This is a genomic window from Pseudomonas sp. P116 (assembly GCF_020149425.1).
Classification (GTDB): domain Bacteria; phylum Pseudomonadota; class Gammaproteobacteria; order Pseudomonadales; family Pseudomonadaceae; genus Aquipseudomonas; species Aquipseudomonas anatoliensis.
Window position 1 is genome coordinate 582695 of sequence record NZ_JACVHB010000004.1, and the last position, 20614, is coordinate 603308.

At 58.8% G+C, this 20614-nt stretch carries 15 protein-coding genes; 7 read left to right on the forward strand and 8 right to left on the reverse strand.

The genetic code is table 11. The features are described 5' to 3' along the window. Nucleotides 1-29: 29 nt before the first annotated feature. A complete protein-coding gene (locus tag ICA15_RS17070) occupies nt 30-1703 on the forward strand; it encodes a DEAD/DEAH box helicase (protein WP_210553951.1) in 1674 nt (557 codons plus the stop codon). A gap of 153 nt (nt 1704-1856) precedes the next feature. Here ICA15_RS17070 and ICA15_RS17075 read toward each other — a convergent pair whose 3' ends face one another. Continuing rightward, nucleotides 1857-2624, reverse strand: a complete 768-nt coding sequence (locus ICA15_RS17075) for a DODA-type extradiol aromatic ring-opening family dioxygenase (protein ID WP_210553950.1) — start codon at nt 2622-2624, stop codon at nt 1857-1859. Nucleotides 2625-2725: 101 nt separating this feature from the next. On the opposite strand from ICA15_RS17075, the gene ICA15_RS17080 reads away from it, so the two are divergent. After that, nucleotides 2726-3382 carry a thiopurine S-methyltransferase gene (locus ICA15_RS17080; protein ID WP_210553949.1) on the forward strand — a complete coding sequence of 219 codons (657 nt, stop codon included), beginning with the start codon at nt 2726-2728 and terminating at the stop codon, nt 3380-3382. Nucleotides 3383-3580: 198 nt separating this feature from the next. Here the strand turns inward: ICA15_RS17080 and htpX are convergent, their stop codons facing one another. Further along, complete coding sequence (gene htpX / locus ICA15_RS17085) at nt 3581-4468, reverse strand: protease HtpX (protein ID WP_042560258.1); 888 nt, start codon at nt 4466-4468, stop codon at nt 3581-3583. Nucleotides 4469-4772: 304 nt separating this feature from the next. Further along, complete coding sequence (locus ICA15_RS17090; protein ID WP_042560257.1) at nt 4773-5984, reverse strand: pyridoxal phosphate-dependent aminotransferase; 1212 nt, start codon at nt 5982-5984, stop codon at nt 4773-4775. 225 nt (nt 5985-6209) lie between these two features. On the opposite strand from ICA15_RS17090, the gene msrB reads away from it, so the two are divergent. From msrB to ICA15_RS17105, 3 genes are all read left to right on the forward strand, one after another. After that, on the forward strand, nt 6210-6605 hold the full coding sequence (gene msrB, locus ICA15_RS17095; RefSeq protein WP_150603360.1) for a peptide-methionine (R)-S-oxide reductase MsrB: 396 nt from the start codon (nt 6210-6212) through the stop codon (nt 6603-6605). A 212-nt stretch (nt 6606-6817) separates the two neighbouring features. Further along, a complete protein-coding gene (locus ICA15_RS17100) occupies nt 6818-7303 on the forward strand; it encodes a glutathione peroxidase (protein ID WP_150603361.1) in 486 nt (161 codons plus the stop codon). Next, nucleotides 7300-7761 carry a MarR family winged helix-turn-helix transcriptional regulator gene (locus ICA15_RS17105; RefSeq protein ID WP_210553948.1) on the forward strand — a complete coding sequence of 154 codons (462 nt, stop codon included), beginning with the start codon at nt 7300-7302 and terminating at the stop codon, nt 7759-7761. Before ICA15_RS17100 ends, ICA15_RS17105 begins: the two co-directional genes overlap by 4 nt. Here ICA15_RS17105 and ICA15_RS17110 read toward each other — a convergent pair. Continuing rightward, nucleotides 7745-10066 carry a response regulator gene (locus ICA15_RS17110; RefSeq protein WP_210553947.1) on the reverse strand — a complete coding sequence of 774 codons (2322 nt, stop codon included), beginning with the start codon at nt 10064-10066 and terminating at the stop codon, nt 7745-7747. The two genes, ICA15_RS17105 and ICA15_RS17110, sit on opposite strands and share 17 nt — an antisense overlap. A 165-nt stretch (nt 10067-10231) precedes the next feature. On the opposite strand from ICA15_RS17110, the gene ICA15_RS17115 reads away from it, so the two are divergent. Beyond that, on the forward strand, nt 10232-11122 hold the full coding sequence (locus tag ICA15_RS17115; protein ID WP_150593165.1) for an ATP-binding protein: 891 nt from the start codon (nt 10232-10234) through the stop codon (nt 11120-11122). Next, nucleotides 11119-11601 carry a GAF domain-containing protein gene (locus ICA15_RS17120; protein WP_042560251.1) on the forward strand — a complete coding sequence of 161 codons (483 nt, stop codon included), beginning with the start codon at nt 11119-11121 and terminating at the stop codon, nt 11599-11601. Before ICA15_RS17115 ends, ICA15_RS17120 begins: the two co-directional genes overlap by 4 nt. Here ICA15_RS17120 and ICA15_RS17125 read toward each other — a convergent pair whose 3' ends face one another. From ICA15_RS17125 to ICA15_RS17140, 4 genes are all read right to left on the reverse strand, one after another. Next, nucleotides 11602-14547, reverse strand: coding sequence for an HD domain-containing phosphohydrolase (locus tag ICA15_RS17125; RefSeq protein WP_210553946.1), 2946 nt, complete (start codon nt 14545-14547; stop codon nt 11602-11604). Nucleotides 14548-14595: 48 nt separating this feature from the next. Further along, nucleotides 14596-18240 carry a transporter substrate-binding domain-containing protein gene (locus tag ICA15_RS17130; RefSeq protein WP_210553945.1) on the reverse strand — a complete coding sequence of 1215 codons (3645 nt, stop codon included), beginning with the start codon at nt 18238-18240 and terminating at the stop codon, nt 14596-14598. Nucleotides 18241-18248: 8 nt separating this feature from the next. Continuing rightward, the gene (locus ICA15_RS17135) at nt 18249-18875 is read right to left on the reverse strand and encodes a response regulator transcription factor (protein ID WP_150616398.1); all 627 of its coding nucleotides are present in this window, start codon (nt 18873-18875) and stop codon (nt 18249-18251) included. 384 nt (nt 18876-19259) lie between these two features. Beyond that, complete coding sequence (locus tag ICA15_RS17140) at nt 19260-20588, reverse strand: deoxyguanosinetriphosphate triphosphohydrolase (RefSeq protein ID WP_042560247.1); 1329 nt, start codon at nt 20586-20588, stop codon at nt 19260-19262. Between the last annotated feature and the right edge of the window lie 26 nt (nt 20589-20614).

The following is a 20614-nucleotide window of genomic DNA, read 5'->3' on the forward strand; positions in this document are numbered from 1 at the left end:
TCTTTGCGGATGCACTTAGAGGCAGACCCATGACCCAGGAAACCGGCGGATTCGCCGCTTTTAATCTTAATCCGAACATTCTTGCAGCCGTCATCGCGACTGGCTACGAAGAGCCTTCGGCTATCCAGCAGCAATCGATCCCGATCATCATGGCCGGCCAGGACATGATCGGTCAGGCGCAAACCGGTACGGGTAAAACCGCCGCGTTCGCTCTGCCAATTCTTCATTGCATCGATCCTGCCAAGCGCGAACCGCAAGCCCTGATCCTGGCGCCAACCCGTGAGTTGGCGCTGCAAGTTGCAACCGCTTTCGAAACCTACGCCAAGCAAATGCCGGGCGTTACCGTTGTGGCCGTTTACGGCGGCGCGCCTATGGGCCCACAACTGAAAGCAATCCGTAATGGCGCACAGATCGTTGTCGCCACTCCGGGTCGTCTGTGCGACCACCTGCGTCGTGACGAAAAAGTACTGTCGACCGTGAACCACCTGGTTCTCGACGAAGCAGACGAAATGCTCAAACTGGGTTTCATGGACGACCTCGAAGTTATCTTCAAGGCTCTGCCTGCTACCCGTCAGACTGTTTTGTTCTCGGCGACCCTGCCGCAGTCGATCCGCGCCATTGCCGAACGCCATCTGCGCGATCCGCAACACGTGAAGATCCAGACCAAGACCCAGACTGTTACCGCGATCGAACAGGCTCACCTGTTGGTTCACGCTGACCAGAAGACTTCGGCCGTTCTCAGCTTGCTGGAAGTGGAAGATTTCGACGCTCTGATCATGTTCGTGCGTACCAAGCAAGCGACCCTGGATCTGGCAAGCGCCCTCGACGCAAAAGGCTACAAAGCCGCTGCGCTGAACGGTGACATCGCCCAGAACCAGCGTGAGCGCGTAATCGACTCGCTCAAAGATGGCCGTCTGGACATCGTTGTGGCGACCGACGTTGCTGCTCGCGGTCTCGACGTTCCGCGTATCACTCACGTGTTCAACGTTGACATGCCGTACGATCCAGAGTCCTACGTGCACCGTATCGGCCGTACTGGCCGTGCCGGCCGCGAAGGTCGTGCCCTGCTGCTGGTGACTCCACGTGAGCGCCGCATGCTGCAAGTGATCGAGCGTGTAACCGGTCAGAAAGTTGCCGAGGTTCGCCTGCCGGACGCTCAGGCAGTTCTCGATGCGCGCATCAAGAAACTGACCAACAGCCTGGCGCCGCTGGTTGCCGATGCTGAATCGACTCACGGTGACCTGCTCGATCGTCTGACTGCAGACATCGGTTGCACGCCGCGTGCTTTGGCTGCTGCTCTGCTGCGCAAGGCCACCAATGGTCAGGCGCTGACTCTGGCTGCGATCGAGAAGGAACGTCCACTGGTGCCGAACAACGCACCGCGTGGCGACCGTCCTGAGCGTACCGGTGATCGTCCGGACCGTGGTGATCGCGAGCGTCGCGCGCCGATTCCATTGGGCGAAGGCCGCGCTCGTTGCCGTACCGCGCTGGGTGCGCGTGACGGTATCGCCGCTAAAAACCTGCTGGGCGCCATCCTTAACGAAGGTGGTCTGGCCCGTGAAGCGATCGGTCGCATCCAGGTGCGTGACAGCTTCAGCCTCGTTGAGCTGCCGGAAGATGGTCTGGACAAGCTCCTGACCAAGCTGAAGGACACTCGCGTTGCTGGTAAGCAGTTGAAGCTGCGTCGCTATCGCGAAGATTGATCCGCCCTTGGGCTGATTGATCGAACATAAAAAATCCCCGACTGGTTCGGGGATTTTTTTTGCCTGCTTTTCAAGGGCAAAGAGCAAAGATCAAAAGATCGCAGCCTTCGGCAGCTCCTACAGTGGGGGAGCGCGATCTTTTGCTCTGGCTGTTTAACCGAACCGGTAAATATCCATGCCCAGCGCGCCCATGGTGAATCCCTTGTGCGCCACGCTGAACGCTCCTCCGGCACCCCGCGCAAAATACAGCGGCAATAAGTGCTCATCACTCGGATGGCTGCGCACCGCGTTCGGAGCCTGCTGGCGGTAGTCATGCAGCGCTGCCTCATCACCGGCCGCGAGTTTGTCTATCACCCAGTCACGGAAGTCCTGGGCCCACGGCTCAACGCTTTCCGGGCCTGCGTGCCAATCCAGTTCCCCCAGGTTGTGAGTGATGCTGCCTGAGCCGATCAACAGAATCCCTTGCTCGCGCAAGCCTGCCAACGCTCGACCGACGCGGGTTTGCAGCGCCGGACCGCCACGGCTCGGTAGCGAAACCTGCACCACGGGAATATCCGCCTGCGGGTACATCAGCGACAGTGGCACCCACACGCCATGGTCGAACGGTCGTTGCGGATCAAGACGCGCAGGCAGGTCGCTGGATGTAAGTAGGTCAGCGACTTCAGCAGCCAGTTGCGGATCGCCCGGCGCCGGGTACTGCACTTCAAACAGCGCGCGGGGGAAACCGCCGAAGTCGTGCCAGGTTTCTGGCTGTGCATGGCTGCTGACCAGCAGATCGTGACTCTCCCAATGAGCGGAGACAATCACGATGGCTTTGGGCCTGGGCAGCTCGGCGGCCAATCGTGTCAGCGCCGGGCCGCTGGCGCCGGGCTCTAAGGCAAGCATGGGAGAACCATGGGAAATAAACAGGCTGGGAAACATGATGGGTTCCTGAGCGGTAAGATGCCCCATCTTCAGACAGTCATTGATCTAAATCTAATATAAGTTTTAACGCTTTTTGATCGAATTATCGGGAGTCATTCATGCAGCCTGAGTTTTGGCACAAGAAGTGGGCGTCGCACCAGATCGGCTTTCATCTGCCGCAGGTGAACCCGCATTTACAACGGCACTGGCCGGATCTGAACATTCGCGCATCGGCGCGGGTACTGGTTCCGCTGTGTGGGAAAAGTCTGGATTTGCTGTGGCTGGTCGAGCGTGGTCATCAGGTGCTCGGGGTTGAGCTGTCACAGAAGGCTGTCGAAGACTTTTTCACTGAGCATCAACTACAGCCACAGATTAGCGAGAGCGGTGCATTCAAGGTCTATCGCGCTGACGCCATCGAGCTGTGGTGCGGCGATTTCTTTGCCTTGAAGGCAAGCGATGTGGCGGATTGCACGGCGCTGTATGACCGCGCCGCGTTGATTGCCTTGCCACCGCCGATGCGCGAGCGCTATGCGGCGCAGCTCCAGCAGATTCTGCCGCAAGGCTTGAATGGGCTGCTGATCACCCTGGATTACGATCAGGCGCAGATTCCCGGACCACCGTTTGCGGTGGGGGATGATGAGGTGCAGCGGTTGCTGGGCACTGGTTGGCAGGTGCAGACGCTGCAAGTGCAGGATGTGTTGCAGGAGAGTGGGAAGTTTTTGCAGGCAGGGGTGACGCGGCTGGAGGAGCGCGTTTATCGGGTTTCGACTCGTTAGGTTGTGTTGGCTGTTCCGGCCTCATCGCTGGCAAGCCAGCTCCCACAGTGAATTGCGGTGTATCGAAGATTGGGATAACACCACACAACCCTGTGGGAGCTGGCTTGCCAGCGATAAGGCCTGCATGAACAGCCGAGTACATGGCCCCCACAAAAAAGGCCCGCATCTCTGCGGGCCTTCTTGTTTTTACCGGTTGAATCAACCGAGACGACGCAGGGCGTCGATACGATCTTCCAATGGCGGGTGGCTCATGAACATGCGGGCGAAGCCCTGTTTGATGCCACCGTTGATGCCAAAGGCATTCAGGGTGTCGGGCATGTGCACCGGCAGGCCCTGTTCGGCGCGCAGGCGCTGCAGGGCGCCGATCATTGCGCTGGTGCCGGCCAGACGTGCACCGGCTTCGTCGGCACGGAATTCGCGTTTGCGCGAGAACCACATGACGATCGAGCTGGCGAGAATGCCCAAGACCAGTTCGGCGAAGATGGTCGCCACGTAGTAAGCGATGCCCTGGCCTTCTTCGTTCTTGAAGATCACCTTGTCGACGAAGTTGCCGATGATTCGCGCGAAGAACATCACGAAGGTGTTCACCACGCCCTGGATCAGCGCAAGGGTCACCATGTCACCGTTGGCGACGTGACCGATCTCGTGAGCCAGCACGGCTTTCACTTCATCGGGCGAGAACCGCTCAAGCAGGCCCTGGCTGACCGCGACCAGTGCGTCGTTCTTGTTCCAGCCAGTGGCGAACGCATTCGCTTCGTAGGCCGGAAAAATACCGACTTCGGGCATCTTGATCCCGGCTTCGCGGGACAGTTGCTCGACCGTTTGCAGCAGCCATTGCTCATGCCGGGTACGTGGCTGGCTGATGATCTGGGTGCCAGTGCTCATTTTCGCCATCCACTTGGAGATGAACAGCGAGAACAGCGAGCCGGCGAAACCAAAGACCGCACAGAAAACCAGCAGCTGACTGAGGTCGAGATCAACCCCGTTGGCCGCCATGAACCCGTTGAAGCCGAAAAGGCTCAGGGTGATGCTGGCTATCAGCACGACCGCCAGGTTAGTGGCCAAAAACAGCAGGATGCGCATCATGGTTGTAGAAATCTCCTCAAGCTAAAGATGTAGCGTACTGCGGGGTATATAAGGTGCTGCACCGGGCTATTCAACCGGGTGACTATTTCAAACTGTGTCCTACAGCTGATTCTTCGTCACGCAACCCCATTTCCCACAGCAGACACCGACACGGATGACGAACACTCGCGACCCGTCGCCATTGCGTCAGACGCATGTGACCGGTATGAATCGCAAGTGTAGAAGGCGAGCGGAAGCAGGGAATGCAGAAGTGTTGCTGAATCAGACAGTGCGCAACGTTCGGCCGTTGCGCACTGCTGGCCAGTTACTGGCGGTAAGACTTGAGGAAGTTGCCGATGCGGCCGATGGCCATTTCCAGCTCATCGACCCGGGGCAGGGTGACGACGCGGAAGTGATCGGGCCATGGCCAGTTGAACGCCGTGCCTTGCACCACCAGCAGCTTCTCGGAAAGCAGCAGGTCGAGGACGAATTTTTCGTCGTTGTGGATAGGGCAGACTTTCGGGTCGATCCGCGGGAAAGCGTACAGCGCGCCCATCGGCTTGACGCAGCTCACGCCCGGAATGTCGTTGAGCAACTCCCAGGTGCGGTTGCGCTGTTCCAGCAGGCGACCCTGCGGCAGCACCAGATCGTTGATGCTCTGATAGCCACCCAACGCCGTCTGGATCGCATGCTGGCTCGGCACGTTGGCGCACAAACGCATGTTGGCCAGCATGTCGATCCCTTCGATGTAGCTCTGGGCATTGTGTTTCGGCCCGGAGATAGCGATCCAGCCAGAGCGGAATCCGGCCACGCGGTAGGATTTCGACAGACCGTTGAAGGTCAGGCACAGCAGGTCCGGGGCCAGCGATGCGGTGCAGATGTGCACGGCGTCGTCGTACAGGATCTTGTCGTAGATTTCGTCGGAGAACACCACCAGATTGTGTTGGCGGGCCAGCTCCAGCATGCCCAGCAACACTTCTTTCGAATACACCGCGCCGGTCGGGTTGTTCGGGTTGATGATCACCATTGCCTTGGTGTTCGGCGTGATCTTGGCCTTGATGTCGGCCAGGTCCGGGAACCAGTCGGCGCCTTCGTCGCACAGGTAATGCACGGCGTTACCGCCGGCGAGGCTGACGGCCGCGGTCCACAGCGGGTAATCCGGCGCCGGTACCAGCACTTCGTCACCGTTGTTGAGCAGCGCCTGCAGCGACATCACGATCAGCTCGGAGACGCCGTTGCCCAGGTAGATGTCTTCGATACCGACACCTTCGACCTGCTTCTGCTGGTAATACTGCATCACGGCCTTGCGCGCGCTGAACAGGCCTTTGGAGTCACTGTAGCCTTGCGCGGTCGGCAGGTTGCGGATCACATCCTGGAGGATTTCGTCCGGCGCTTCGAAACCAAACGGCGCCGGGTTGCCGATGTTCAGCTTGAGGATGCGCTGGCCTTCCTCTTCCAGACGTTTGGCGTGCTTGAGCACGGGGCCGCGAATGTCGTAGCAGACGTTGGCGAGCTTGTTCGATTTGCTGAACTGCATGGCGATGTGATCCCGAAAATGAACGATCCAGGCGGCGGATGGACAACCGTACTGGGATTCCTGCGTTTACACACAGACGGACGTCTTGAGCGCGTGGCTCCAAGAATCCGTTTGAATGCGCCCGGTCTGGCTGCCAGACTGGCGCGTAACGAGGCGCAATCATACGTGCCGCCCGATCCGTGGAAAAGGTACAGATCGGGCTTTTTCAGCCGCTGAGGTGTGATGATGGAAAAGTTGGAAAAAACTCTGGAAGAATGGCAAGCCATGCTCGACCCCGAGCAATACAACGTGTGCCGCCTCAGTGCGACCGAGCGACCGTTCTCCGGTAAATACAACGCCACCAAAACCGACGGTGTTTATCACTGTGTCTGCTGCAACGAGCCGCTGTTCGATTCCCAGACCAAATTCGATTCAGGCTGCGGCTGGCCGAGCTTCTATGCGCCGATCGGCGAAAGCGCCATGACCGAGATTCGCGATGTCAGCCACGGCATGATTCGCACCGAAGTGAAGTGCGCCCGCTGTGATGCGCACCTGGGGCACGTGTTCCCTGATGGCCCGCCACCGACCGGTCTGCGTTATTGCATCAACTCGGTGTGCCTGGATCTGGTGCCCCGCGAATAAGTTGCACAGTCGAGCGGTTTGATTGACGTTTCTGTAGGAGCTGCTGAAGGCTGCGATCTTTTGATCTTGTCTGTAAAAACAAAATCAAAAGATCGTCCGAACGCGGCCCGAGCCTTCGGCAGCTCCTACACGGGGGTAATCCTATTAATTAAATTGCACGCAATTTAATTGCTCGCTATGTTTGCCCTTCGACTATCTGCGGAGACCGTCCCATGAGCGACAACCTGCTGAATATCCCGTGCACCACCATCAAAGGTGAGCAGAAAACCCTGGCCGATTACGCCGGCAAAGCCGTGCTGGTGGTCAACACTGCCAGCAAGTGCGGTTTCACCCCGCAATACAAAGGCCTTGAAGAGCTGTGGCAGACCTACAAGGATCAAGGTCTGGTGGTGTTGGGCTTTCCGTGCAATCAGTTCGGCAAACAAGAGCCGGGCAATGAGGGCGCGATCAGCGAGTTCTGCGAACTGAATTTCGGTGTCAGTTTCCCCCTGTTCAAAAAGATCGAAGTCAACGGCGCTGACGCCCATCCGCTGTTTGTGCAATTGAAGAAGCGTGCTCCGGGCGTACTCGGTTCCCAAGGCATCAAGTGGAACTTCACCAAGTTTCTGATCGGCAAGGATGGCCAGTTGGTCAAGCGCTTCGCCCCGGCGACCAAGCCGCAGGACCTGAGCCGCGAGATTGAAGCCCTGCTCAAATGAACAGCCTGTCCGTTGATTCGCTGAGGCTCGACAGTCAGTTGTGCTTCAAGTTGTACGCCGCGTCCCGGGCAGTGATTCGTGGTTACAAGCCGATGCTCGATCAGCTCGGCCTCACGTATCCGCAATATCTGGCGATGCTGGTGTTGTGGGAATGGCAGCAAGCCGCGCCGGAGCAGCCGACGGTCAAGGCCTTGGGTGAGCGTCTGGCGCTGGATTCCGGCACGCTGACGCCGCTGCTCAAGCGTCTGGAGCAGTTACAACTGGTGCAGCGCCAGCGCTCGGCGCGCGATGAGCGCGAAGTGCATCTGAGCCTGACGCCGCAAGGGCAAGCGCTGCGTGAACAGGTCGGGCCACTCAAGGCCCGATTGCTTTGCGACAGCGGGGTGGACCTGGACCGGCTCAACGAACTGCGTAACGGTCTTGATCAACTGCTCGTGCAGATCAAGGCGCTGTCCTAGTCGGTATCCACTGATCCAGCAGCGCCGCCAGTTCTTCACGGCGAAACGGTTTGGCCAGATAGTCGCTCATGCCGGCAGCCCGGCAGCGCTCGCGTTCCTCGGACATGGCGTTGGCGGTCAGCGCAACGATCGGCAGGTTTGGCCAGCGTCCGCTCTGGCGTATCTGTCGGCTGGCTTCGTAGCCGTCCATCACTGGCATGTTGCAGTCCATCAGCACCAGGTCGAACTCGTGGTACTCCAATTGATCCAGTGCTTCGGCGCCATGTGCGGCGACGATGACATCGCAGCCGAGTTTGCCGAGCATGCCTTTTGCCACCAGTTGATTGACCGGGTTGTCCTCGACCAGCAACACCTTCGCGCGTTCGACCAGTGTCGACGTTTCGAGCTGTGCAGCGTTGAGGGTGGCGGCTTCAGGTTGCAGGGTGCGCCGCAGATTCTGGTAGAGCGCATTGCGCGCCAGAGGCCGTGCTTGTTGTTGCAACGGGGCGAGGGCTGCCGCCTCCTCACTGGGCAGGAAACTGCCGTAGGCGGTCACCAGCAGGATTGGCGCGACAAGTGTCGGACGCAGCCCGAACAGGCACTCCGGGCAATCGGTGATCACCACGTCGGGCATAACACCCAGCAGCGAGTCGTCGATGGTGCGTTGTTCGTAGGTCAGGCCCCACACCGGCAACAGATTCTTCAGCAACTCCGCCAGACCACTGCTGGCCGCGGTAATGGCGAGAATTTTGCCATGCAAGGGCGGCGGGGCCAGCGCGCGGGTATGGCAAGGCAGGGGCAACTCGGCGCAAAACTGGCTGCCGAAGCCGATCTCTGAACTGATGGTCAAGCGTCCCTGCATCGCTTCGCAGAGGTTGTAAGTGAGCGCCAGTCCCAGCCCCGTGCCGCCGTATTGGCGGGTGATACCGGCGCCTGCCTGGGTGAACGGCTGGAAGATTCGCATCTGGGCTTCCTGCGCGATGCCGATACCGGTGTCGCAAACCTCTATACGCACACCCTCCTTGTAAGCCGACAAACGCACATCGACCCGACCGAAACGGGTGAATTTCAGCGCGTTGGACAGCAGGTTGCTGACGATCTGCCGAACCCTTGTCGGATCGCCCAGCACCAGCGCCGGAAAGTGCGGATCAATCAGGCAAGTCAGCTCGACGCTGGGCGCCGCGTTTTGCGACAGCAGGTTGGCGGTGTCCTCGATCAGTGAGCCGAGATCGAACGGAATGTGTTCAAGCTCGAGTTGCCCGGCATCGAACTTCGACAAATCGAGAATATCGTTGAGCAATTCCACCAGCACCTTGCCGGAGTCGTGGGCGATCGACAGCTGTTGCTGCTGTTCGGCATTCAACGGTCCGTCGAGTGACAGGGCGATCATCCCCAGCAGGCCATTGAGCGGCGTACGGATCTCATGGCTCATGTTGGCAAGGAACGCCGAGCGGGCTTCGGCCATTTCCAGTGCAGTGCTGCGGGCGACTTCGAGTTCTTCGTTGGACTGACTGAGCCGGGCATTGATCGTCTTGAGCTCGACGGTGCGTGCCGAGACGATGTTTTCCAGTTGACCGAGGTAATCGGTCAGACGGTTTTCGGCATTGCGTCGCTGCTGGATCTCGGTGGCGATGTTCTCGAATTGCTGATTGGCGACTTTGACCAGCACGCCGATTTCATCGTTGGCGTGCCCGCTCGGGCATTCCAGGGTTGTAGGTTCCGCACTGCGCGGATCACGCCCGCTGAGTTCACGGATCACCCGCACCAGTGGTTTGGTCAGCATCACATAGAACAGCGCCAGGAGGATGCCGGTCAGGAGCAGGCTGCGGGCGAAGCCATTGAGCAGAGTCACCTCCGCCCGGCGCAGGAAGCGGCTGCCGAATGCATAGGTGTCGACTTCAAGCTTCAGGGTCCCCAGCGATTCGTTGGGCAGATGATCCAGATACAGGCGATCTTCGAACTGGCGCTTGGCGCCGAACAGATAATCACTGATGACCCGATAGCCGCTTTGCAGCTCCGGGCGTTTGACGCTGGCGAGCACCGTATTGTTGTTGTCGGTCAGCTGCGCAGAAATGATTGCCGGTGAGCGCAACAGCCCCAACGTGAGTTCCTGGGCCAGTTCGGCATCGATGTTGTAAGCGATGCGTGATGCCGGGTTGTGGCTGATTTCCAGCAAAGACAGGATTTCACGATTGATGGAGGCGTCTTCGCTGGCATAATCGATACCGATTTGCAGCAGGCTGAGCAGCGTGCCCAGAATGAACCCGACCAGCACGGTAAGCCTGGCTTGCTTGTACGACAGCCGGTGGGTGAATTTGATATCCATGGGGTGTTGAACCACTTTCGTTTCCCTTCGCTGCTCAAGCATAGTCGATCATGCATCGATACCGAGGTTCCCGAATCGCCTTGTAACAAGGCACGGAGCGGGAATTTTATCTGCGTGTCGTCGCTGGATCGCCATCATCACTGTGAACGTGCCCGAGGAGAAGACGTGGATTCCCGATTAAATGCTTTTCTTGAACGCGCCGAGTCGGTTCTGGCGCGGATCGAACCCTTGTTGCCGGCAACGCGCCCGGTGATTGACTGGGGCACCTGCCTGGCCGCGCGCTGGCAGCGTGACGGACGCAGCGGGTACCTGCTGCCGCTGGAAGTCAGCCTCGACATGCGCCTGTCCGATCTGATCGGCGTCGACCGTCAACTGGAGCAGCTGGGGCGCAACACCCGGCAATTTCTCGATGGCATGCCGGCCAACCATGCCTTGCTCTGGGGCTCGCGTGGCACCGGCAAATCCTCGCTGGTGCGCGCATTGCTCGCGGAACACGCCGAGGCGGGCCTGCGCCTGATCGAGATCGAGCGCGACCATCTGGCCGACTTGCCGCGGGTGGTCGAGCAGATCGGCAAACTGCCACAACGTTTCGTGTTGTTCTGCGATGACCTGTCGTTCGAATCCGGCGAAGGCGATTACCGCGTCCTCAAGAGCGTGCTCGACGGTTCGTTGGAGCAGGCACCGGACAACGTCTTGCTTTACGCCACCTCCAATCGTCGCCATCTGGTGCCGGAGAAGGAAAGCGATAACGAGAACTGGAAGCGCGTCGACGGCGAGCTGCACCCCAGCGAAGCGGTGGAGGACAAGATCGCGCTGTCGGACCGGTTTGGTCTGTGGCTGTCGTTTTACCCGTTTACGCAAGAACACTTCCTGAACGTCGTCGAGCACTGGATCGGCCAGTTGGCTGCCAAGGCCGGTTTGAGCTGGCAACGCGACGAAGAGCTCGAGATTCTCGCCGTGCGCTGGGCCACCGGCCGCGGCAATCGCAACGGACGTTGCGCGTACCAATTCGCCCGATACTGGGTGGGACTGAAATTGTTGGAGCACAAGGCATGATTGATTTGCAACAGAGCGGCCAGGGCCTCGAAGGCTATGGCATGTTGGCCGCACAACTGGAATCGCTGCTGGCGGACGAACGCGACTTTATCGCCAACGCCGCGCAGTTTTCGGCGTTCCTGTTCAACCAGCTCGACGATTTGAACTGGGCCGGCTTCTACCTTAATCGCAACGAAGAGCTGGTGCTGGGGCCGTTCCAGGGGCAGATCGCTTGCGTGCGCATTCCGTTTGGTCGCGGTGTTTGCGGCGCTGCTGCGGCCACTCTGCAGACGCAGCGGGTTGAAGACGTTCATGCGTTTCCCGGCCACATCGCCTGCGACAGTGCGTCGGAAAGTGAACTGGTGGTGCCGCTGGTCAAGGACGGTCGCCTGATCGGCGTGCTCGATCTCGACAGCCCCAAGCTCGCCCGTTTTGGTGTGCACGATCAGGCTGGCATTGAGCAACTGGCGGCGATTTTCCTGCGCCTGACCGACTGCTGATCATGCGTCGAGGCCAGCCTTGTGCAACAGGCTGGCCGGGTCCACGGCATCAATCTGCTGTGGGTCGAGAAAACGCTCGGCGTACTGCAGGTACACGCCTTCGTTGATGAACAGACCAAACAGCTGCGCATCAATGTGTGCCTCGCGGCTCATGGTCGCCATGATTCCCAGCGCTTCGCTTAACGACTTGGCCTTTTTGTACGGGCGATCGGCTGCGGTCAGCGCCTCGAAGATATCGGCAATTGCCATCATCCGTGCCGGCAGGCTCATTTCTTCGCGTTTCAGACGTTTCGGGTAGCCACTGCCGTCCATTTTTTCGTGATGGCCGCCGGCGATTTCGGCAACGCTGTCCAGGTGGCTGGGGAAGGGCAGGTGGCTGAGCATCATGATCGTCTGCACCATGTGGTGATTGATGATGTAGCGCTCTTCGCGGGTCAGCGTGCCCCGGGCAATGCTCAGGTTGTACAGCTCGCCGCGATTGTATTTGTAACGCGGCACCTCCAGTTTGAATCCCCACGGGTTGTCTTCGGGAATCAGCTCGTTTTCGTTGCGTTCAAGCAAATGCTCGGGTTTGTCCGCCAGCAGTTTTTCGCTGACCGGCAAAGTCGGTGCAGGCGTGCGTGCCTGACGCTTGTTTTCCTCCCATGAAACGCCCAGACGGTCATCCAGTGTGCGCATCCAGGTGAGACGGGAAAGCTTGTCGAGGCGTTGCAGATCGGCCTCGGCCATCGCCTCACTGCCCAGATTGCAGCGAGCGATAAAGGCGAAGTCTTCGTCCAGTGCCGACAGGTTGGTATCGCGCAGTTCAGCCAGTGATGGTTCGTCGCCGCCCAGGGCCCGCGCCTGCCAGTAACTGATCCAGGCATCACGCTTGAGCACTTCGAAACGGGTGCGAATCTCGTGGATCCGGTCGTTGATGGTTTCCAGTTTGGTGGCCTTGTCGACCACGTATTCCGGCGTCGTGACCTTGCCGCAATCGTGCAACCACGCGGCAATGTGCAAGGCTTCCCATTCATCCTCGGTGGGTTGATAGGCGCTGAAGGGGGTCGCTGTGCTCGCCGCTGCAGCCTGGGCGAGCATCAGGGTCAACTCTGGCACCCGCTGGCAATGCCCGCCGGTATAGGGGCTCTTGGCGTCGATGGCGCCGGCGAGCAGATGAATGAACGCATCAAGCAATTGCTTCTGTCTGTCCTGCAGACGCTGGCTCTCGATACTCACTGCAGCGGCGCCGGACACCGCTTGCAAGAAGGCGATGCGGTCGGGCCGCAGTTTTTCCATGTCGGCCGGCGTGCCGCTGTCGTTGACCAGCAGGATCAGCAAGCCAATGGTTTCGTTGTGGCGGTTGTGCAGGCGGATGCCGATCAGATGAACGCGGGGCGAGGCCATTGCCAGCAGGATTCGCTGCAGGTCACCAGCCTGATCGACACCGAAATTGCTCACCACATTATTGGCGCTGACCAATTCTTCGAACCACGCCGGACCGCTGTTTTTCTGCAAGTCGTGACCCTGAATATCGAACGCCTCCAACAACTGCGGTGCGCCGTCGATGATCAGTCCGTAAGGCTCCATGCGACTGCTGTCGTTTTCACGCAGATAAATCAGCCCGGCCTGAGCCTGGGCGATTTGCACCGTTTCAAACAGCACACGTTGCAGCAGCGGGGCAAAGCGCGTTTCGGCGCCCAGGGTATCGGTGATGCGGAAGAAGCTCGCCAGAGTGTCTTTCATTCGCGCCATCGACACGCTCAGTTGGTCGCCTTCCAGCACCGGTGAGCGTCGAGTCAGGGGAAAATTGAAATCGAAACTGCGGATTGCATCGGCTTCCTTGACCAGCGCATGCAGCGGTTTGACCAGAATTCGTGAGATCAGCCAACCCAGTGGCAGGCACATCAGCAGCGTAGCCAGGGTGATCAACGCGCCTTGCCAGCGCATGCGATAGGCATCGACCAGCAGTTCGTCTTCCGGCACCAGCAGGGCCAGTTGCAAACCTTGCGGCCCGCCTTCCTGAATGCTGCTGCGGGCTACGATCCATTGCCGGCCATCGGCCTCAAGGCGATTGGCGGTGGGGGCATCGGACAGCAGCGCGTGCAAAGTCGGGCTCAGGTCGGCTGCTTTTACCAGGTGCGCGGTACTGTCATCGACGATCAGACGGCTGCTGTCGGGGTAGGCCACGGCGTTGCCCTTGGCATCGAACAAGGCAATTTCGGTAGACGGCGTCACCACATGTTTGGTCAGGGTGGCAGACAGCGCGGCCAATGTCAGGTCGGCCCCGATTACCGCGTTTTCACCGCTGCGTCGGGCCAGCGTGGTGCCGACATTGCGGGTTGAAAAAAATACGTAGGGCTCGGTGGTGATCTGTTCGGTTTGCTGGCGGGCATTGACGAACCACGCTCGGCTGCGCGGGTCGTATGAGTCTACGGGATTGTCCTTGCGGCTGAGCTGAGTCAGCGTTTGATCAAAGAACAGCGATTGCGAGCGCGCTTTACCCTGCAAGTCATGCTCAATGCTCCAGACCTGGTAAGCGGCGGCGTCGGGAGCGTTGAACAGCGATTTCAGGGCTGCGGTGCGTAGCGGACGCACCATGAAGAAATCGCCATTGGCATAACCCATATAGAGCGAAGCCAGACTCGGGTTGTCCGTGAGCGACTGGCTGAACGGCTTGAGCAGCGGCAAGCGTTGTTCAAGGTTCAACGCTTGAGTGGCAGGGTAGTCCGCCAGCAGGCTCAGCAGGTGCCGGATCGGCTGATAGGTGGCGGATATGTCCAGGCGCACGTCCTGTTCGATCCGGTTGAACAGCTTCTCGCTGCTCGACAGAATGATGTGCGTGGTCTGGCGATAATTGAACAACCCCAGTACCACGCCGGTGAGCAGCAGGAGAAACGTGAACATGACGCTGATGTGCACGTGCAGCGGGAAACGGCGTTGTTCCGGGCGCAGTGGGCTGGGCATTTCCGGTTCTCCATGACGTTTGACTCACTGCTCAGCGCCTAAGCATAGTTAAGGCAAGCTCATTGCGCCTTGATCGGACAAAACCAGTTGTTGCTGCAGAGCTTGCTCCAGTTCGAGCATTGCCTGATTGCTCGCCTCGCAACGACGGCCAATCTCCTCTTTTGCCAATGCCTGCGCGCAGGCTTGTTCGAGGGCATCGCAGCATTCGATCACGCGCGATGCCTGGGCAATACGCGCGGCGCCTTTGATTTTGTGGGCGACCACCGCCAGCGCGTCGCGATCATGTTCCAGCGCCAGCGTGAGTAACTCCTGACGATCGAGACGGCTGCTTTTGAGCAGTTCCACCAGCAGACGCCGAGCCTGTACGGGGCTGCCACCGGTCAACATGTTCAGACTTTGCAAATTGAATGCCGGTGTCGGTGATAACGGGGTGATGCCGTCGACCCACTGGCCGAGCTGACTCAGGCTCAAGGGTTTGAACAGGCAGTCATCCATGCCGGCCTGTTTGCAGCGTTGTACTTCCTCGGGTTGCGCGTTGGCGGTGAAGCCCAGCACCGTGCAGGGCGGGCAGCGGTTCTGCAGCTCGTGCTGGCGAATGGCGCGGGTCATGTCATAGCCGTTCATCAAAGGCATGTTGCAGTCGACGATCACCAGGTCGAAGCCGCCATCCTTCCACAGCTCAAAGCCGCTGCGGCCGTTCTCGGCGATGCTGAAGTGATGACCGAGGAACTCCAGCTGCTGACACATCAACAAGCGATTTGCCGGGTGGTCATCCACCACCAACACGCGCAAGGGTGTCTGTGAGGTCTTGATCGAGGGTTCGCTCCTGGCGGTGCTCACCTGCGCCGGAAAAGTTTCCAGCGGCAGGGAAACGCAAACCTGAGTGCCGATGCCGGGCTGGCTGCTCAGTTGCAGTTGGCCGCCCATCATTTCGCAGAGGTTGCGGCTGATGACCAGCCCCAGGCCTGCACCGCTGCGGGCCAGTTGATGGCTGTTCTGCGCCTGTGCGAAGGGTTCGAACAATCGCTGCTGATCCTCCGCACTGATACCGACGCCGCTGTCCTGTACCGTCAGTTGCATCAACGCAGGCGCAGGCACGTCCGTGCTCATGAGGTCCAGGGTGATCCTGATGTGTCCGTGCTCAGTGAACTTGATGGCATTGCTGACCAGATTCGACAGCACCTGCTTGAAGCGCAGGGGGTCCAGATGCACATCGACTGCCAGATCCGGCGGGTTGAAGATGACTTGCAGTGCGAGGTTCTTTTGTCGGGCGAGGCCGTCGAAGATTCTTGCGACAGACGTCACCGTATCGACCAGGTTGACCCGTTCCGGGCACAGGCTCAGACGCCCGGATTCAATCCGGGCGATGTCGAGAATGTCGCCGATCAGCCCCAGCAGATCCTTGGCCGAATGGTAGGCGGTGTCTATCGAGGAGCGATCCGGATGCTGTTGGTCCATGCGCCTGAGGGTCAGTTCGAGCATGCCGATCACGGCATTCATTGGCGTACGGATTTCATGGCTCATGGTGGCGAGGAATGTGCTTTTGGCTCGGTTGGCCTCATCCGCCTGCTCTTTGGCTGCCCGCAGGTCTTCGAACAGCTGACGGCGTTCGCTGATGTCGATCCAGCCGCCAATGATGCCCTTCACGTCACCACTGGAATCGCGATAGGGAATTATCCAGTGATAGATCGTCAGACGTCGGTTGCCGATGTGCAACGGCCGGTCGAGTAACAGCGGAATGCCTTCAGCGACGACTCGCTGGTAATCGGCGTGGAAGGCTTGAGCCTCAAAGGCGTTGCTCACGGTACCCTGCATGACGCTTTTGCCAATGACGTCCTCGCGCTTGGCATTGAACGTTTCGAGGTAACTGTCGTTGCAGCTTTGCAGCAACCCCTGGCGGTCGCGAACGTAGATCGGATGTGGTGTGCCGTTGACCAGCGAGCGCATGAATTCGAACTGGTCGCTCAGGGCCCGCTCCGCCGCCTGGCGTTGTTTGATCTGGTGGCGCATGTAGGCGTTCCACGCCAACAACAGCAGCAGGAGCAGGCAGGCGCCGATGATTACTTGATAGAACAGCCGCTGGTAGTTGCGCCAGATATTTTGCGAAGCCGTGGAGTAACCCCGCCAGCGGCCATTGATTACGCCCAGTTCTTCGGGGGAAATGCTCAGTAATGCTTTGTTGATGATCGAATTCAGTTCCGGGTTATCACGCGCGGTTACCAGAGAAAACGCAGCCTGCCCGGTGCCGATGGTGGTGGTGATTTGCAACGCTCGTTCGAAGATTTGCGAGGAGATGAAGTAGTTGGCGATCACCAGTGAATTGACCGCGCCGTCGACGTGACCTTCGGCCAGCAGGGAGACAGCGCTGAAGGTATCCGCCGTCTCAACCAGTTGAATACGCGGATACTCGCTTCGCAAGTACTCGACCATCGGATTGCCTTTGGCGATCGCCAGTTGCTTGCCCTTGAGCTGGCCCAGATTGGTCGGACTGTCGGCGCTCTTGCGCGTCAGCAGGACATAGGAGTTTTCCAGATAGGGTCGACTGAAGTTCAGGGTTTTTTCCCGTTCGGCAGTCGGAAGGAGGGCTGCAATAAGGTCGGCCTGATGGCTGTCTATCTGCTGGATCATCTCCGCGTCGCTACGACTGCGCCGGATCTCGAAACGCAGACCGGTGCGCAGGCGGATCAGTTCGAGAAGGTCGGCGCTGATCCCGCGAAAATTGCCGTCGCCGTCGAAGAAGGTCAGCGGCGCATAGGCCTCATTCACGACCACACTGACGACAGGATGCCGGTTGCGCCATGCTTCTTCGCGTTGGGTCAGTTGCAGCTTCTTGTCGGTGAGCAGCAGATCGCTGCCGGCGCTCCAGCGTTTGGCGATATTTTCACGCTCGCTACGCGGCACCGCTTTGAGCACGGTGTCGATGATACTCAACAACTGCGGATTGTTGCGGCGTACGGCGAAGCTGAAACCGTGGGCTTCCTGCTTGCCGAAATTGGCCATGCGTACGTTGTTGAGGTAGCCCTTGTTGATCATGTAGTGCGTGGAAATGGTATCGCCGAGAAATACATCGGCCTGGTCGAACGCGACGGCGTTGATTGCATTCTGGTAGGAGGGGTAGCAGGTAATAAGGGCTTTGGGGTACAGCGCCTTGACCTCATGCAGCGGCAGATAGTGATACACCATGCTCAGGCGCAATCCTGCCAGGCCTTCGGTCAATGTGCGGCTTTCGTCCTCGCGGGTGACGAGCACCGGCTGATCATTGGCATACGGTTCGGACAGCGCAAGGTTGGCGTTGCCGGCTTCATAGCCGTTGGCCGTACCGAGCAGGTCGATTTGACCATCGACCAGCGCGCGAATCGCGGCCTCCCGGGAGGGAAAGCGTTTGATCCGGATCGGCATCCCGGTGGCCTCGCCAATAATCCCTGCATAGTCGGCGGTCAGACCTTCGTAGTCCTGGCCACTGACAGTCATGTCGAAAGGCGGATAGTTCGGCGCGGAAGTGCCCAGTAGCAGCTCGCTGCGGGTTTGCAGCCACTGTCGTTGAGACTGCTCAAACGCTACCGGCATCGACTCGTTTGCCGACCGGCTGAGCAAGGTGTAGTCCGGTGAGCCGCCCTGCATGGCGAACACGTTGGCGCTCAGGAAAAGACCTGCACTCAACGCAATTAGATAGTCCTTTAAACGGCTGTGCATGCGGGGTCTCACACGAGTGCGTTGCGTTTGGCCATCTCGATAAGTTCTACAAGGGATTTGGCTTTGAGTTTTTGCATCAAACGTTTTTTGTAAGTGCTGACGGTTTTATTGCTAAGAAACATTCCCTTGGCTATTTCCTTGTTGGTGCGACCTTGGGCAAACAATTGCAAAACCATCAATTCGCGATCATTGACGGACTTGAAGAGTTCCAGTTCCGTATAACGAACATCGTCACTGCGAACCGGATTCAACGCCTGGCTGGGGAAATAGTTGTAGCCGGAAAGTACGGCTTTTATCGCGCTGACCAGTTCGCTCAAATCCTCCTGTTTGCATACATACCCGGAGGCGCCGGATTGCATGCAGCGAATGCCGAACAAGGTCGGACATTGAGCGGTCAGCACCAGGGTTTTCAAAGGTGAACTCATGGCGTTGAATCGGGCCAGCACCTCCAGTCCGTCGAGCTTTGGAATGCTGATGTCGAGAATGATCAGGTCAGGCATGCACTCGCGCACCATCTGCATGGCATCAACCCCGTTATCGGTCTCACCGACGACCTTATAACCTTCATGTTCCAGCAGCATGCGTACGGCAAGACGAATGACCGGGTGATCATCGACAATAAAAACGGAGTTCATAATCAAATCCCATACAAGCACGAATAAAGCGCGCACCTTAGCTCAGATGAATGAGCGCTCGCATGAGCTGACATGACTTCAGTTGTGTTATCGGATAATTCCTACATTTAATAAGGAAAAAGACTACAGCTGAACTAGGTCGAGCGTAAGGAAGTGCAAGAAACGTATTGGCTTATAGTTCGCCTTTTTTGTTTTGCAAGTGCCGGCTGTAATTGGCTTTCAATAGTGTTTAAGTCTGGTGAGATCTGGCGGGTTGGCCGGTTGTTTTTAGTGGTTACATTGCGTCATAAATCGACAAGAGTTTGCCGTTGATAATGGCATCGGGCAGGGTGAGCGCCTTGCATTCAGCCGGCCCGGGTTGCTGGCCGGCTGAACGGGGCGAGGTCAGTGACTGGAGCGACCGGTCATTTCCAGTGCCATGTCGCTGGCGTAGCCGTCGGTCATGCCGGCGATGAAATCAATCATGCGCAAAAATGAGGTGTGCAACGAACCTTGCGGATCAGGCGCGTTGTTGCCCAGCAGATCGAGGATGCGCCGGCTCTTGAACGACGGGGTGCGTCCATTGTGTTGTTCCAGTGCGGCGCCGCAAAACGAGTTGAGCAGGATCTCCAGTGTCGTGTAGGCGCCGATTTCGTGCAGCGTCTTGCGTTTGTCCTGAAAGATCTTCTTGCGGGCAATGTCCTTGGCGTTCAACACGCAGCGTTTGGCCGGACCATGCATGTGCTCGACCAGATCGCCGTGCAGCGTGCCGGCCAGTAACGCGTCCTGTTGCTCGACGAAGGCCCGCGCCGCGGCATTGGTCAGATGTTCGATGGCCTTGCCGCGCAGGATCGCCAGTTTGCGCCGCCGCGAATCCTGCGGACCAAGCTGACGATAGGTTTCCGGCAGGTCATCGCCCACCAGTCCAAGCAGCAGCGACTCGACTTCGGCGTACTCCAGCAGCTCCATCTCAAGGCCGTCTTCGAGATCGATCAGCGCATAGCAGATGTCATCGGCGGCTTCCATCAGGTACACCAACGGATGGCGCGCCCAGCGTTGATCTTCGAGTTGTGGCAGGCCAAGCTTGTGAGCAATCTGCTCCAGCAGCGGCAGTTCGCTCTGATAGCAACCGAACTTGTGTTTCTTGTAGCCGAGGGAGTCCGCGTGTCGGGCCGTCCACGGGTATTTCAGATAAGTGCCGAGGGTGGCGTAAGTCAGGCGCGTGCCGCCGTCAAACTGATGGTACTCAAGCTGAGTGAGCACGCGGAAACCCTGGGCATTGCCTTCGAAATTGAGGAAGTCACCGCGCTCGGCTTCGCTCATGCCATCCAGCCAGCCGCGCCCGGCCGCCTGTTGAAACCAATGGCGAATCGCGTCTTCACCGGAATGGCCGAACGGCGGGTTGCCGATGTCATGAGCCAGGCAGGCCGATTGCACGACCATGCCCAGATCACTCGGATCGCACCATTGCGGCAGCGCACTGCGCAGTGTTTCGCCGACGCGCATACCCAGCGAGCGGCCCACACAACTGACTTCCAGCGAGTGGGTCAGGCGAGTGTGAATGTGATCGTTACTGGTAACCGGGTGCACCTGGGTTTTACGGCCCAGGCGGCGGAAGGCGCCAGAAAAAATGATGCGGTCATGATCTTTGTGAAAAGGGCTGCGGCCAAGTTCTTGCGGACTGTGCAGCGGCTTTCCGAGACGTTCGCGGTTGAGCAGGGTTTGCCAATCCAAGGCTGATTCTCTCCGTCTGATGGATG

Coding starts and splice junctions, on each gene's coding strand:
- ICA15_RS17090 (WP_042560257.1), bottom strand. CDS start 5,984: ATGCAGTTCAGCAAATCGAACAAGCTCGCCAACGTCTGCTACGACATT.
- msrB (WP_150603360.1), top strand. CDS start 6,210: ATGGAAAAGTTGGAAAAAACTCTGGAAGAATGGCAAGCCATGCTCGAC.
- htpX (WP_042560258.1), bottom strand. CDS start 4,468: ATGATGCGCATCCTGCTGTTTTTGGCCACTAACCTGGCGGTCGTGCTG.
- ICA15_RS17135 (WP_150616398.1), bottom strand. CDS start 18,875: ATGAACTCCGTTTTTATTGTCGATGATCACCCGGTCATTCGTCTTGCC.
- ICA15_RS17070 (WP_210553951.1), top strand. CDS start 30: ATGACCCAGGAAACCGGCGGATTCGCCGCTTTTAATCTTAATCCGAAC.
- ICA15_RS17105 (WP_210553948.1), top strand. CDS start 7,300: ATGAACAGCCTGTCCGTTGATTCGCTGAGGCTCGACAGTCAGTTGTGC.
- ICA15_RS17080 (WP_210553949.1), top strand. CDS start 2,726: ATGCAGCCTGAGTTTTGGCACAAGAAGTGGGCGTCGCACCAGATCGGC.
- ICA15_RS17110 (WP_210553947.1), bottom strand. CDS start 10,066: ATGGATATCAAATTCACCCACCGGCTGTCGTACAAGCAAGCCAGGCTT.
- ICA15_RS17120 (WP_042560251.1), top strand. CDS start 11,119: ATGATTGATTTGCAACAGAGCGGCCAGGGCCTCGAAGGCTATGGCATG.
- ICA15_RS17100 (WP_150603361.1), top strand. CDS start 6,818: ATGAGCGACAACCTGCTGAATATCCCGTGCACCACCATCAAAGGTGAG.
- ICA15_RS17075 (WP_210553950.1), bottom strand. CDS start 2,624: ATGTTTCCCAGCCTGTTTATTTCCCATGGTTCTCCCATGCTTGCCTTA.
- ICA15_RS17125 (WP_210553946.1), bottom strand. CDS start 14,547: ATGCCCAGCCCACTGCGCCCGGAACAACGCCGTTTCCCGCTGCACGTG.
- ICA15_RS17130 (WP_210553945.1), bottom strand. CDS start 18,240: ATGCACAGCCGTTTAAAGGACTATCTAATTGCGTTGAGTGCAGGTCTT.